General features: G+C 31.5%; 17 protein-coding genes and 1 pseudogene. 15 read left to right on the top strand and 3 right to left on the bottom strand.

What is annotated here, in order from left to right; genetic code table 11:
• Positions 1-65 precede the first annotated feature (65 nt).
• The gene (locus V7S50_RS28950) at positions 66-218 is read right to left on the bottom strand and encodes a hypothetical protein (protein ID WP_165502256.1); all 153 of its coding nucleotides are present in this window, start codon (positions 216-218) and stop codon (positions 66-68) included.
• Between the two features lie 115 nt (positions 219-333).
• Between V7S50_RS28950 and V7S50_RS28945 the strand changes: the two genes are divergently transcribed.
• The 3 genes from V7S50_RS28945 (at position 334) to V7S50_RS28935 (ending at position 1,521) form a co-directional block, all read left to right on the top strand.
• Positions 334-522, top strand: a complete 189-nt coding sequence (locus V7S50_RS28945; RefSeq protein ID WP_002204218.1) for a hypothetical protein — start codon at positions 334-336, stop codon at positions 520-522.
• 26 nt (positions 523-548) lie between these two features.
• Positions 549-812, top strand: a complete 264-nt coding sequence (locus V7S50_RS28940) for a hypothetical protein (protein ID WP_031312452.1) — start codon at positions 549-551, stop codon at positions 810-812.
• A 430-nt stretch (positions 813-1,242) separates the two neighbouring features.
• Positions 1,243-1,521: an AbrB/MazE/SpoVT family DNA-binding domain-containing protein gene (locus tag V7S50_RS28935; protein WP_336376560.1), complete on the top strand. Its 279-nt coding sequence runs from the start codon at positions 1,243-1,245 to the stop codon at positions 1,519-1,521.
• A 195-nt stretch (positions 1,522-1,716) separates the two neighbouring features.
• Here the strand turns inward: V7S50_RS28935 and V7S50_RS28930 are convergent, their stop codons facing one another.
• On the bottom strand, positions 1,717-2,835 hold the full coding sequence (locus V7S50_RS28930) for a hypothetical protein (RefSeq protein ID WP_336376561.1): 1,119 nt from the start codon (positions 2,833-2,835) through the stop codon (positions 1,717-1,719).
• Between the two features lie 412 nt (positions 2,836-3,247).
• Between V7S50_RS28930 and V7S50_RS28925 the strand changes: the two genes are divergently transcribed.
• From V7S50_RS28925 to V7S50_RS28880, 10 genes and pseudogenes are all read left to right on the top strand, one after another.
• The gene (locus V7S50_RS28925) at positions 3,248-3,583 is read left to right on the top strand and encodes a transposase (protein WP_336376562.1); all 336 of its coding nucleotides are present in this window, start codon (positions 3,248-3,250) and stop codon (positions 3,581-3,583) included.
• A 27-nt stretch (positions 3,584-3,610) separates the two neighbouring features.
• A complete protein-coding gene (gene hfq, locus V7S50_RS28920) occupies positions 3,611-3,799 on the top strand; it encodes an RNA chaperone Hfq (RefSeq protein WP_071744284.1) in 189 nt (62 codons plus the stop codon).
• Between the two features lie 306 nt (positions 3,800-4,105).
• On the top strand, positions 4,106-4,282 hold the full coding sequence (locus tag V7S50_RS28915) for a hypothetical protein (protein ID WP_165497441.1): 177 nt from the start codon (positions 4,106-4,108) through the stop codon (positions 4,280-4,282).
• 269 nt (positions 4,283-4,551) lie between these two features.
• Positions 4,552-4,659 (top strand): annotated as a pseudogene (locus V7S50_RS28910) (VOC family protein); the annotation flags it as partial.
• A 77-nt stretch (positions 4,660-4,736) separates the two neighbouring features.
• A complete protein-coding gene (locus V7S50_RS28905) occupies positions 4,737-5,273 on the top strand; it encodes a M23 family metallopeptidase (RefSeq protein ID WP_336376563.1) in 537 nt (178 codons plus the stop codon).
• A gap of 578 nt (positions 5,274-5,851) precedes the next feature.
• Positions 5,852-6,424: an alpha/beta fold hydrolase gene (locus tag V7S50_RS28900; protein WP_336376564.1), complete on the top strand. Its 573-nt coding sequence runs from the start codon at positions 5,852-5,854 to the stop codon at positions 6,422-6,424.
• A gap of 135 nt (positions 6,425-6,559) precedes the next feature.
• Positions 6,560-6,826, top strand: a complete 267-nt coding sequence (locus V7S50_RS28895) for a hypothetical protein (RefSeq protein ID WP_336376565.1) — start codon at positions 6,560-6,562, stop codon at positions 6,824-6,826.
• A 53-nt stretch (positions 6,827-6,879) separates the two neighbouring features.
• Positions 6,880-7,128, top strand: coding sequence for a hypothetical protein (locus V7S50_RS28890; RefSeq protein WP_336376566.1), 249 nt, complete (start codon positions 6,880-6,882; stop codon positions 7,126-7,128).
• A 528-nt stretch (positions 7,129-7,656) separates the two neighbouring features.
• Positions 7,657-8,229: a tyrosine-type recombinase/integrase gene (locus V7S50_RS28885; RefSeq protein WP_000358766.1), complete on the top strand. Its 573-nt coding sequence runs from the start codon at positions 7,657-7,659 to the stop codon at positions 8,227-8,229.
• A gap of 157 nt (positions 8,230-8,386) precedes the next feature.
• Entirely contained in the window at positions 8,387-10,012 is a 1,626-nt protein-coding gene (locus V7S50_RS28880) for an SIR2 family protein (RefSeq protein ID WP_336376567.1), read from the top strand.
• A 264-nt stretch (positions 10,013-10,276) separates the two neighbouring features.
• On the opposite strand, the gene V7S50_RS28875 is transcribed toward V7S50_RS28880, so the two are convergent.
• The gene (locus V7S50_RS28875) at positions 10,277-11,221 is read right to left on the bottom strand and encodes a tyrosine-type recombinase/integrase (protein ID WP_336376568.1); all 945 of its coding nucleotides are present in this window, start codon (positions 11,219-11,221) and stop codon (positions 10,277-10,279) included.
• A 121-nt stretch (positions 11,222-11,342) separates the two neighbouring features.
• Between V7S50_RS28875 and V7S50_RS28870 the strand changes: the two genes are divergently transcribed.
• Both V7S50_RS28870 and V7S50_RS28865 read left to right on the top strand, forming a co-directional pair.
• Complete coding sequence (locus tag V7S50_RS28870) at positions 11,343-11,513, top strand: DUF4083 family protein (RefSeq protein ID WP_336376569.1); 171 nt, start codon at positions 11,343-11,345, stop codon at positions 11,511-11,513.
• Between the two features lie 219 nt (positions 11,514-11,732).
• A complete protein-coding gene (locus V7S50_RS28865) occupies positions 11,733-13,454 on the top strand; it encodes a hypothetical protein (protein ID WP_336584447.1) in 1,722 nt (573 codons plus the stop codon).
• Positions 13,455-13,480 lie beyond the last annotated feature (26 nt).

Genomic DNA, 13,480 nt, shown 5'->3' with positions numbered 1-13,480 from the left:
TAAAGGGAGAAAGGGAATTTAAATGCGTTTTTAGGTTTTTTAGGGAAATTAAAAAAGGGTAGCCATTATTTATGACTTAACCCTTTGTCTACGATCTGACGAATTGCTTCGTTTCGATTCTTCAGCTTATTTTCATGCCAATAATTTTCTATTTGTTCTACTTGTTCTTTTGTAAAAGTAACTAAAATTTGAGTGTACTTGTCTTTATTAACCGCCATATTACAACCTCCTCTATAAAAATAATTATAAGTTATATAACTTATATTGACAACTGGAAAAATGAGTAATAGAATAGTTATATAACTTATATAACTTTATTGAGGAGGTTATTACATGGAACGGAAAGTTAAAAAGATGATGGCTGATCTTCAATTTATTATGAATCATGGTCAAATCAGTGTAGATTTTATGGATCAAGGATATAAAAGAATGCTTTTTAGTGCATTAGAAGCTACGGGAAAACAGTTTAATGTGCATACCAATGAACATAATGAAACAACCTTGTTCTTAGAGTTAGTTTAGTAAATTAACGCAATGAGGAGCTGTTAATGATGGAGCAGTTAACCATTTTTGACGTAATGGATGAAACTAAAAATAAGCTTTATGAGGTATTAGAGAAAAATGGATTAAATTATAAGATTCGTAAGTACTATTTATATTCAGATTATCAGGGAGCTGTTCAATATTACTATATAAGAACAACTGATAATACAATTATTGATTTGTGTCTCTCGGATTTTCCAGAAATCTTCGCTGTCCATGAAGGATTTAGCGATAAACAAATTAGAAAGATTTACAACTGGAACTTATAAGTTATATAAATAACAAATTTAATTATTGGAGGAATGGAAAATGAAGATTGCTGTATCGGAATGGAAAGCATTGAAAAAAGAAACAAAATTAAAGTTATTGCGTTATGCGATGTTAGAAAGCAAGTATAAGTATGCAAAATAAAAGCTCTTCATTTGCAAAAGCAAACAAAGAGCAAAGTCATGAGTGACCGTCTAGGAAAGAAATTGGCAGATTTCTTTCCTCTATATTTTAACATATTAAAAGTTGTAGAGAAAAGGGGCATGTAGAATGGAAGAAGGGCGTATTTCCTTTCAGCAAAGGTGTAAAGAAATTCTGGTTATAATCGTTAGTTTTTGGATCATTATGCTTCTCGTGTATGGAGAAAGCCTGTTACAAATAGTAAAGAATAACTTGGGTACAAATTGATAATGAAATGGGGAAATATGCTGGATGAAAGCAACCGGAGTAACTAGAAAAGTAGATGAATTAGGGCGTATAGTAATTCCAAAGGAACTTAGAAATACGCTTGGGATTAAAGAAAAATCACCATTAGAGATTTTTGTAGAAGGGGAAGACATCATTTTACAGAAGTATCAGCCTGGTCATGTTTGTGCATTAACAGGAGAAGTGTCAAATCGTAACATAGCATTAGCAAAGGGTAAGATCTCATTAAGTCCAGAAGGTGCAGAACTATTAATAAAAGAAGTAGAACAGTATCTTGTAAAATAAATGCTCCTTTCAAGGGGCTTTTTTTAATAAGGGTTTCCTTGCCCATCCCCCGAAAAAGAGGGATAAGACAGAAAATCCCAATTAATAAACCAGCAGTGAAAACCATTTTTATTTAAGATGGTTTTCACTGCTGGTTATTGAATTAAAATTATCCAGTGATTTAAACTGTTTTAATAAGGGAGGAGGTTAATTGATTTATTCTAATTTTCCGCCTCCACCTCCGCCTTCTCCAGAGTGACCGCGGCAGGAATGCCTGCAAGAATGTTTGCAAGAGAGAACTTCATCAGCAGCATTTTCCCGGAATGACCATAGTGTTTGTATAATTTCGTCTGTATTATCAATTGTTTTTATTTCTTCTTCGTGTGTTTGTATTTGTTCTCCGTGACCGCGGCAGGAATGCCTGCAAGAATGTTTGCAAGAGAGAACTTCATCAGCAGCATTTTCCCGGAATGACCATAGTGTTTGTATAATTTCGTCTGTATTATCAATTGTTTTTATTTCTTCTTCGTGTGTTTTTATTTCTTCTTCGTGTGTTTGTATTTGTTCTCCGTGACCGCGACAGTTATGTCTGCAAGAATGTTTACAAGAGAGAACTTCATCAACAGCATTTTCCCGGAATGACCATAGTGTTTGTATAATTTCGTCTGTAGAGAGTTCAGGTAATTCATAGTCACCGCCGTGGTGACCACGATTGCAGACATGAGCACAAAGAAGAGTGTCAAGGTCTTGAGGGGATGACTTAGTTTTTGTAATTTCGTTTGTATTATCAATTGAGATTGTTAAAATGCGTTTTCCTTGTTTATTTTCTGTTTCCATTAAATTCAATTGGCCTTTAACATTAAATAGTTTAAAAGGGAGTAAGCTCAATCCAAATAAGTTTTCTAATTTTGATTCCTTTAAAAAAATTGATATTTCATTAAGGAATTTTAGATTTTGAATAACTTTATTGATACTTTCTCGATAATGAGCGGTTTTATCAGTAAGTGAAATGAATTCAAGAGGAAATAGTTGTAATTCTCCTTTTTCCGTGGTTTTTGAAAACCCGAACACATAAGGAACCATTTCGTAATCTGGATGTACTTCTGGCTTAATAGTTATTTTATTATCGGAATAATGTCTAACCACTACTTCATTTTTAAATAGATTAAAATGTTTATGTAGTAAACCGACACCAATGTCTTGTTGCAAATTATGCTTTTTAATGATTAAGCCCATTTCATCAATTTTATGTCTGTATTGCTCTAAGAGACTTTTAGCAATTTCAAATTCATATAAATTTGCAAATATAAGTGGATTGTACCCTGAAATTTTCATTTTTACCCTCCATAATGGTTTTATTGTATATCCACTTATATAATTGACTAAAAAACTATAATTTATAATTTTTTATTTTTTGATTTGGAATTTTTATTGGGTTTCTTTGACCGTCCCCTTTTTCGGGGGATGGGCAAAGTTATCCAATAAGGGAGATATAAAATTTCACGCACCGTAATGTTTAATAAAAAACAAACTACATATTCAATATGTCTACATTAAATTTTGTGCCTAATTAATCCGCTTAATGGATTCGGTCTCGTCTGTTTTGGATACTATTTTATGTGAAATGGAGATATTATTTTTATTTCGGATAGATTTCTTGTGAAATATGTACCTTGAGCAGTATTTCGATTTAAATATGATACGATAGTTATATATTCGTTTTGCTAGTAAAAGGGGATGAGTGTCGATGAAAAACCACATAAATGTAAATGGGAAAATCCTTCAAACAAATAAAAAATGGTCACATCTCAAGCAAAGACAAAGGCAACATATTTCTAATTGGTTACGCAGAGAATATACACAGTTTGTAAAAACACATTATAGAAAACCTAGGAAGTATGAACATGATGAGATTCTTCATGAAGTGATGAATCAAATACAGGAACGTGAAATTTGGATTCCTAATGGTGAAGTAAAAAGATATTATCTAAGCAAAATAGGAAAATGGTTTAGAAAAATAGAAAGTGAATGGGAATCACAAATATCCTACAGTGAAAAGCAGCAGGTATTAGAAGAAAAGTAAATACAAAGAAACCAGGGGGCGCATTTCATGTTTAATTTACAAGAAGATATGTATGAACAATTGAAAGAAAAAAAAGGGGAAGTCACTGTATTTTTAAAGAATGGCGTTCCAGTACGTGGGAAGATCCTTGCAACTGATAAATTTACCGTCCTAATGATGGTTCATGGTAAACAACAACTAATCTACAAACAAGCAATCTCTACACTTGCTATTTAATGGGTACCGCCAGCATTTCGGAAAAAAAACCACGCTAAGAGTATGCAAAATTTTATGCAGTTTTTCAGCTAATTCAGTAACAAACGAGAACTCTAAAACCTTTTCAGGATAGGAATGTATAAAAAATGCATAGATCCATAGAACAAAAAAAGAAGGTTCCTTTGTGAGAATAAGATTCCGCTTTTTTCCTTGCTACCGATAATAGGACGTTATGTTAACCTTACAGGTATAGGATATACATTGCTCCTTGTTCAACTGAAGAACAGGATGTTTAATCAAATTTCAAGTGAAAGGACGTTATAAAATATGGAAACGAATAAGTTTAAAGTTACACCTGAAAAACTGAAAGATAAGACAGTGGAAGATCTTGCTATTACTACTAATGCTGTAGTTATAAAATTTACTGATGGTACGTTTTTAGACATCTATCTCGATGAATCTGGAAAAACATTAAAAACATCGACAAACAAGCTGGAATGTTAAAACCTATAAAGTACTTTAATTGAGCAAGAAACTAAAAATTTTCAACTTCCGCTTTCAAGAATTATGTGAATACGAAAGTCCTCCAGTTATACAATCTGGAGGACTTTTAGTAGTCTTCTAAATACATTGACTCCCGATAATGAGGGATTATGTTAACTTAACATGTATGGGATATACATTATTTTTGTTCAACTAACTGGCAGAATACTTCAATAAAATTTATTTCCTTTGTATGATGGAAATATTAAAAAGTCTCCATTTGGGGTGAGATGGTGTCGGTAAAAGGCCTTAATCATTTTTTATTTTCTGTTTCTAATTTAGAGAAATCGATAGAGTTTTATCAAAATGTGTTTGATGCAAGGTTTTTAGTAAAGGGGTTAGTAAATCTTTTCCATGGGTGAATAGAATAGAAAATGGGAAGTTTAACGTGTAGGGAACGAGGAAGGAGTGAGAAATGTTGACTATCAAAAAATATAAGTTACTTCCCTTTAACGGAGAACCCCCAGCCTGGGAATATTCGGGTCCGGCTGTACCACCGGAATATAAAGTCGAGCGCTACAAAGATTGTGGACCTGAACATCTAGGTGCCAGGGACCTTGGTTTTCCAGGAATTCGATATGGCTCACCTGTTTATGCCATAGAAAAAGGCACAGTAAGATATCTAAGACAAAATAGTGTCCATTGTGCTGAGGGAGCACCGTGTCCAAATGAGGATAATATGGTTCTGATTGAAGGTAATGATCATGGCTATACCGGATACCATCACGTCAAATCCATTCCCGAAATACATACAGGAATATTTGTCCAAGCAGGCCAATTGATTGGACATATTGATGATTCAGGCAGAACGTCTGTACCTCATCTTCATCTTGCACGATATACTGAAGGTCTTGCTGAAGAGTGGTGGAAGCCAATTAGAGCGACTTGTGATTGGGGGTTTGCAGGTTGGGGTGCTCCTGATCTTGAGCCTGGAGAGGATCCTTACAATTGATTTAACAGACCGACCTGTGATTGGGGTATAGCTAGTCTCGATGCTCCTTATTGGGAACCATGGTGTTCTTTAACTGGTAATCCAGAGCCTCCATTTTCAGACCTTTCCCATCTTTAGCTGGGTTTTTTCGGCTTAATCCTTTTGAAGCATATAGGCAGATAAATTCGTTTAAAATAGTATGACTGAAATTCTCTCTAGAAGAAACAGAAACTATTGTTCAGTTTTTCAACGGTGGAAGGTATATTGAAGTAGAGTGGGACTTTGTAAAAAAGGGAAATAGGAGAGAATACAAATTAAAGTGTTTAGAATCAAATTGTGAAGAAATGTACTTAAACTATAGGGTGCTTTAATTGAACAAGAAACCCAAAACTTTTAACTTCCGCTAACGGGCGCTATATTAACCTACATCATGTATGTAGGTTTTTTAGTTTTGTTAAGAATGTTATTGATTTTCTTCTTAAGCTAAAGGAAAAATATAACTTTTTTTGACGGTTTTGTGAAGGATTTTTGTTTTTAAAGGTACTTCATCTCAGTTAATCAAATAAAAGATTAATAAATAAAATGAATTGGAGAACTTTATGAATAGATGGCGTGAAAATTTAATCAGCACATCTCATGGGAATTTTGAAGTATTCGTAAAAGGAGAAGGTGAACCACTTTGTGTGACCCACCACTACTCTGAATTTAATGAAACAGGAGATTACTTTGCAGAAACTTTTACAAAAACTCATAGAGTATATTTAGTAAACTTGAGAGAAACAGGTAATTCAGAAAAGGCTTTAGAGTCTTATCAATTAAGTATGCTGGAAACGATTTTTGATTTGGAAGCTATTCGTGAAGCATTGAATTTGGATCAATGGGGGTTTGCAGGTCATTCGACTGGGGGAATGTTAGGGATTATTTATGGAATCTATTTTTCAAGTAGTTTGAGATATAATGTAATTGTTAGCGCATCTGCAAGAGAATATTTTACGTTTTCATCTGAATGTATCTATAATTCAAACCACCCTCAATTCACTAGAATGCAAGAGTTAAATGAAGTCTTAAAACGTTCTGATTTATCAGCAAAAGCTAGAACAGAACTATCAATTGAAAGTGCTATCTCTCTACTTAAATGTACATTCCAAAAGAAAAGAAACCATTTTAATTAATCCTTTTTTAAAATGGTTTCTTTTTATTAGCCATAGCTTGATGGGCATGTATGGTGACTCCTATATACATAAAATGGTTTAATTTTGAGCATATTATTTTAGTGTACTACCAATAACTTAATGGAGGCATAGACAATGATAACATTGGATACAGAATACATAGAAAAACATTTAGAATCTGTTAATAATTATGATTCTTTTGGACGTAGTTTATGTGCGGCAATCTTAAATGAATGCTTAAAGCTGGTGAAGGGAGATTATGAAGAAAAGATCCAATTAACGGCAGACATTTCTGTTTCAACTACGACAAATGGTTGTATGGTGAAGATTAAAATTGGTCCAGAAGAAATATGCAAACTAGTTCCATTAATTGAAACTAAAGTTATTCCGCAACATACTTAAATACGGAACATATTAGCAAGTATATTTTACTACCAATAACTAGGGGTGAAAAAATGCAAAAAATAGATAAAAAATATATAGAAAACCATTTAGAAACTATTCATACTTATGAATCATTTGGGCGTAGTGTATGTGAGAATATCTTACATGCGTCCTTAAAGCGGGTAAAGGGAAATGATAAAGATAATGTCCAAATGACAGCAAATATTTCTGTTAGAGCTACTGAAAGAATTTGTCTTCAAGTTTGTAAAGTTATTGATGGTAGTCATGTGACAGTTCATATATATACTAACCCTCAGTAAGTTTATACAAATAGGGGTACGAAAACGATTCGAGGAATGAGATGCCACTCTGGGGTTTTATTACAATTAATAAAAGAGTAGAAGTAAATTCTACTCTTTAAAAAATGGAGTTCCACAATGGAACTTTGTACTATTGAATTAGCTTATTGGTGATGATTTCCTGTTGCAGAATCCTTATGATAAGGATTCTTTTTTTGTATCAAAAATATACAAAGAAAAAAGATAAGATCGGGAACACAATCTTATCTTTAGCACAAGGAGTAAACAAAAGGATAACCATCATATTTTTATTATAATTTATTTTTTGTTAATTTTGAATATTAGAACCATAATTAACAAGTATATCTATATTGAGAAATTTATTACAAAATTAGTTATAAATGATTCAAAACTCCAATGTAAACTTTTATAAAAAAGTTTACTTTCATTTATGCTTAAACATTGACTTCCATCTAATTTCATTGATATTATAAAATATGCAAAAAAGTATACATTCAAATAATTAAAAATAAAGGGATTGAAAAACCGATGGATAAAAAGCAGCATTTAATCGATGTACAACCAATTCGAAGCAAAGAACAGCTCGAAGACATGAAATGGTCTCTTAAACGTCATTGTTCAGATCGTGATTACATTTTATTTCTAATTGGTATTAATACGGGGTTACGTGTAAGTGATTTACTTAAAATGGAAACGAGTGAAATTTTAAAACTGAAGCGAAAAAAACGAAAAGAATTTAAAGTAAAAGAAGGAAAGACAAAAAAGGAGCGTATCATAAATATTACGTCCATTTTTGAGGAAGTACTCCCATATGCTGAAGATCTAAAAAGTACCTGGTTATTTCCTTCTCGAAAAGGTGATAAACCTATTAGTAAAATTCAAGCCTATAGACAGTTACAAAAAGCCGGAGATTTTGCCGGAGTTGAATCTTTAGGAACTCATACCATGCGTAAAACATTTGGATATTGGTTTTACAAGCAAACAAAAGATATTGCTATGTTACAAGAAATATTGAATCATAGTACACCACAAATTACACTACGATACATCGGGATTAATAAAGAAGAAAAAGATAATGTACTTGATACATTCCGCATCTAATTTTAATTAGATGCTTTTGTCGTTTAATGATGGGGTAGCACCACACATCCATCAACTTAAGGATGGAAACAAAATGAACTTTCATTCAAATAAAATAAAAAACTCAGTAATGATATAATAATATTAAGATTCTAAAGAAGATAGGCGGGTTTAAAACATGACAGATATAGAAAGCAATTTAACTGAACACTTAAAGAAAATAAATACCTCTCCGTTTTTATTTATTGGTTCTGGATTTTCTAAAAGATACTTAAATCTAGAAAATTGGGAAGGCTTAATGAGAAAATTCTCTAGTCTAATGCCTTATGAATTTGAATACTACTCTTCTACGGCAAATAAGGATTGGGCTGAAGTGGCTGAATTAATGGCAAATGATTTTCACCCTATTTGGTGGAAAGAACAAAAGTATGAAAATAGTAGAAAAAAATTTAAAAATCAAATTAGCAGTAAACATAGTCCTTTAAAAGTCGAAATTGCAAAATACTTAAATGATAAAGAGTATACATATGGTTTAAATGAACAGAATGATAAAGAAATTGCAGCTCTAAAAAATGTTGTAATTGATGGTCTAATTACAACAAATTGGGATGTCCTATTAGAACAAATTTTTCAAGAACATGACATGCAAGTATACATTGGTCAAAAGGAGCTTTTATTCTCACATCCTTTAGAAGTTAATGAAATATATAAAATCCACGGCTGTAGCTCTGTACCAGACTCATTAATATTAACAACTTCAGATTATGAAGGGTACAATAAAAGAAATGCATATTTAGCGGCTAAACTTCTTACAGTATTTATTGAGCATCCCGTTGTATTTCTTGGATACTCCCTATCAGATAATAACATCCAACAAATATTAGAATCTATTACTCACTGTTTAGATCAAGACAATATCGATAAGCTCAAAGATCGACTTATATTTGTTGAGCGAGCTGGTGAAGAAGAAGATTCCTTTGAAAATAATTCATCACTAACAATAGGTAAAATTACAATTCCTATCACTAAAATTAAAACAAATAATTATGAAAAAGTGTATAATGCATTGGCTCATAACAAAAGAAAATTTAGCATGAAAGTAATGAGGCAGATAAAATCCCAAATTTATGAATTGGTTAAAACAAATGATCCTGAAGAAAAAATTTATGTAGTAGATGGAGAACGCGATGATGCTGAAGATGTTGAATTTGTAATTGGTGTAGGAGTAAAAAGTATAGCTGAACAAATGCAATCTAACCACGAAGTTTCTACAACTAGAGACTTAAGTGAACACGGATATGGAGGTATGTCGGATAATGAGCTATTTTACGAACTATTATCAGATGAGCCTAAGTATGATTATAATTCAATAGTAGAGCTTGCTTTACCTCAAATTCTCCGCTCTAATCAATATGTGCCCTTATTTAGATATGTAATGGAAAGTAGTGTAAAAATTGAATTATTAGATCTAAAAATAAAAAACAAAATGGAAATGAGTTATGAGGACTTCTTAACAAATAAACAAAAATTAAAACTAAAAAAATCACCTTGGGATTGGCAATTTGAGAATATAAAGGAGGTTCTTAAAGGGTACCCCGATCTTAAAATAGCAGTTAATGAAATTCCATTGTTAGGAAAAGAAAAATTGAATTGTGATGAGCTAAAAGATTTTCTAAAAGAAAACTCAAAGCATATAACAGATAAAAACTCACTAGAAGGAATTGGTATTAGGAGACTATTTCGCATATATGATTGGTTAAAATATGGTCAACCTGAAGAGCTACAGAAACGATTAGGAGAATAGACCACGTTTATCAAGAAGAACCCAAAAAGGTTCTTCTTTTATCATATTTGATATTATCAAGGTTTTTAATTCACACTCGCTTTTCAATCAGTTGAATTTGAAAAATGTCACTGTCATTAATATTAAGTACCTTCATTTCCTCTTTAAACGAACGCCAGGGTTCCACTTCAATGGATTTTATACTTTTATTCCGCAAAGTATATTTTCTTATATAATATGAATTTCGTTCTTTATTCTTCTTCAAAGAATCTTCCTCCGTTATTTTTAATGGATGTAATCATAATATCTTTTTAACGAAAGCTTAGATTTAAAACCAACCTGTTTTATAATTTCTTCCTCTAAAACTTTATTTTCGATTAGCCGTAAAATGAATGTATTCCGTAGATGTTGTGCTGAAATTCCTTTTCGTAAATTCGCCCTTTCAACTTCCAGTCGGATCATTTTTTGAACAGCAATTTCTGTTAAAGCCTTGGGAGCATCGTTATCATATGACCAATGATAAGTTTTTCGAGTAAAATCGAATGCTACGAATAATGGATCATTGCTATGATATTTGGGGCGAACAGGTTCAGGAATACTTTTATAATAATTAAATAATATTTTTTTATCATCTTTAGTTAAAAGAACAGTTCTCTCTATACCCACTGTTCCTGGTACTAAGATTGTATTTTTTTCAAAATGGACGTGCTTCATCTGTAAACCTACAAGTTCTTGTAAGGACAATCCATTATTAATGAGTAAATGCACAACAGCAATGTTACGATCCATAAGTAAAGGGCGAACAGAGCATTGTTTTTCTGTTAATCCTTCTAATGAGGTTAAAATGTACTTTAACCTTTTTTCTTCCGCTTTAGAAATAAAGTCTTCATCACGTAAAGCACGATTAGGCTGAATTACAAAATTCATATCTTCTATTGGATTAGGTAGGTCTAAATATTGATAAAGTCTACTTAGAACAATATAAACACGATGTAACGTTTTATCTGAGTAATTTCGTTGTTTCTTTAAATCATTAAAATACTCTTCATAATCCTCTGTATTAAGTGTCGTCCATATATTGTGTAATGGTAGCTTTTTAGATTCTTGTAACCACTGACCAAAATCTTCAATATCATAGGCATAGCGTTTAATTGTAGAAGGTTTTCTTCCTTTATCTAATAAGAAAGAAGAAAAATGTTGTACTGTGGCTTGGAACTCTTCTGATGGCATAACTTTATCATCCTAATTTTTTCTTTTAGTATATCAAATTTCAAATTGCTTAATGTATACAAATCGCACAACATATTACTTCCTCTAAATGGTACAATAAGGAAAAAGGGGGTTCTGAATAATGCCATTAGGAACCACTATTTCTTACATCATTATTGCAATAATCATTGGTGCACTGTTTGGCGGGATTATACGTACAATTCGACATACGAGCAATCATAAAAAACAAGATCCAGTTGAGCAAAAGTTAGATAGGCTTATTCAACTGTTAGAAAAACAAAATAAAGATTGACCCTCCTTCCAAACAGGGAGGGCTTGTAATATGTGGCTTTAAAATAAAATTACGATGTTTATAAAAAAGACATGATATTTTTTATAAAGTTTCATTATTTTTTCTCGTTCGTTTATATTTTAAGTAACTTCAATCATATCGTTTTAATTCATTATGCAATTACATTGGTTGAATTAATTAATTAATATAATTTTATTTTAATAAAGGGAGTTTGAGACATTGATTAGATTTGTAATGATAGATTTGAAGCTATATGAGTTTGATTTCGAAAAATATACAGATGAATTAATGAATAATATTAAGGAAAGTTTAAATTCAAAAAAGTTATCATTTTATGATACAGAAGAAACTAAGCGAAGTTGTTATCTAGTTTTATCTAAGAAAGAATACTTTATTGACTTTATTTTTATTCATGCGGAAGGACGTTTTCAACTGAAAATTGATATTCAGACACGAGAAAAAGAATTTGCTGATCAAGAGTTACATAATTTAAAAATAATGATAAAAGATCTACTAGTAGAAGATTGGAAACAATGTGTTTGGCTAACAGATCATCAATCAGAAGAGTTTGCTGAAGATCTATATAAAAATATTCACTCTGTTGAGAATAGCTTACGACGTCTTATTAATACCGTTTTATCTCACCATTTAGGAGGAGATTGGTGGCAGCTCATGCCGACTCACTTAACTAATAAGTACTCAAAAAGAATTATTGGTTATCAAGCCAAAGCACCAAGTTTTAAAAATGTTCATGCACATTTGTTATCAATTGATACTGATGATTTGACCAACATTTTAGAATTTAAAACGTATACGATGAAAAACCAATCAATGTTTAGTGAATTAAATCCTTTTTCACCTGAATCTCTTAACCCATATCAAGAACTTGGAGAGTTCAAATATATGATGAGTGATATTATAAATAATCATAAATCAATTGAATCTCATCAAAAAAGTCTAACAAAATTACTAGAGGAACAAATGGAAGTAGAAAAAGATTTTTGGGAGGAATATTTTTCTCCATGGTTATCTTGTACACTAAGAGAGTTTAGTGGAAAGTGGAGAAATTTTAGCAATGACAGAAATCATGTAGCACATAACAAGTTAATTGATGATAAACTATATGAAAAATTTAAGAAAAGCATGGAGGACTTATTGGAGATAATAAGTGGCGCTGAGGAAAATTTTGAGAAGTATTTAAAAGATGCATCTACTCAGTTCTTAGAATTTATAAAGGAGAACGAACTTGAAAAGTCTTATCTAGAACAGCGTCAGGAGGAGAAATTTTTTGCAGAAGAGGCAGGTATAGAGGTTCTTGATACAGGTGAAATCATTAGCATATTTCAAGAGCATATTACTGAAACCTTTGAAAGCATTTATCATGAAATTTACTATAGAACTGACATTGAAGTAACTTATGACGAGCCTCTTTTTACTGAACATGAAAAAATATTCGAAATTGAAGGGAACATTCTTAAAAGAAGTATACATGTAGATATAATTGCTGAAATAGATGAAACTGTTGGTTTTACTAGTACAGTGGATTTTTTAGTTTATGATAATGATAAGTTAGAAGGAAGTTTTAAAATTGACTATATTAATGGAGAGGCTGAATATGATGAGGATCAAGAGATTTATTTGCCTAAAACAAAGAATGAACTTGATATTTCATCTTTAAGCAAAGTTGAAAGTTTAATTTATAAATTGTTAGAAGACGAAATTCCTGAAGTTTCTAAAGATGATTTTGCTTCTTTTGTTTGTGAAGAATGTAGAGAATTGACCGTTAATTTGTCTGAAGATAATAATCATGGATTAGGTATATGCATGAATTGTGGTCATAAAAATACAGTCGGAATGTGCCCATGTTGTTATACTATACTCGATGAAAGGCAAGATTCACTATGTGAAAATTGTATAGATAATAATCTTGAAAACGAGTGACGTTCAACTATTGTAGTTTTATAAAA

Origin of the sequence: Bacillus sp. CCNWLW194 (genome assembly GCF_037120585.1) — a bacterium.
In the GTDB taxonomy this organism is placed as follows: Bacteria; Bacillota; Bacilli; order Bacillales; family Bacillaceae_G; genus Bacillus_A; species Bacillus_A basilensis.
The sequence above is the reverse complement of the archived record's forward strand: the minus strand, read 5'-3'. Positions and strand labels throughout refer to the sequence as shown.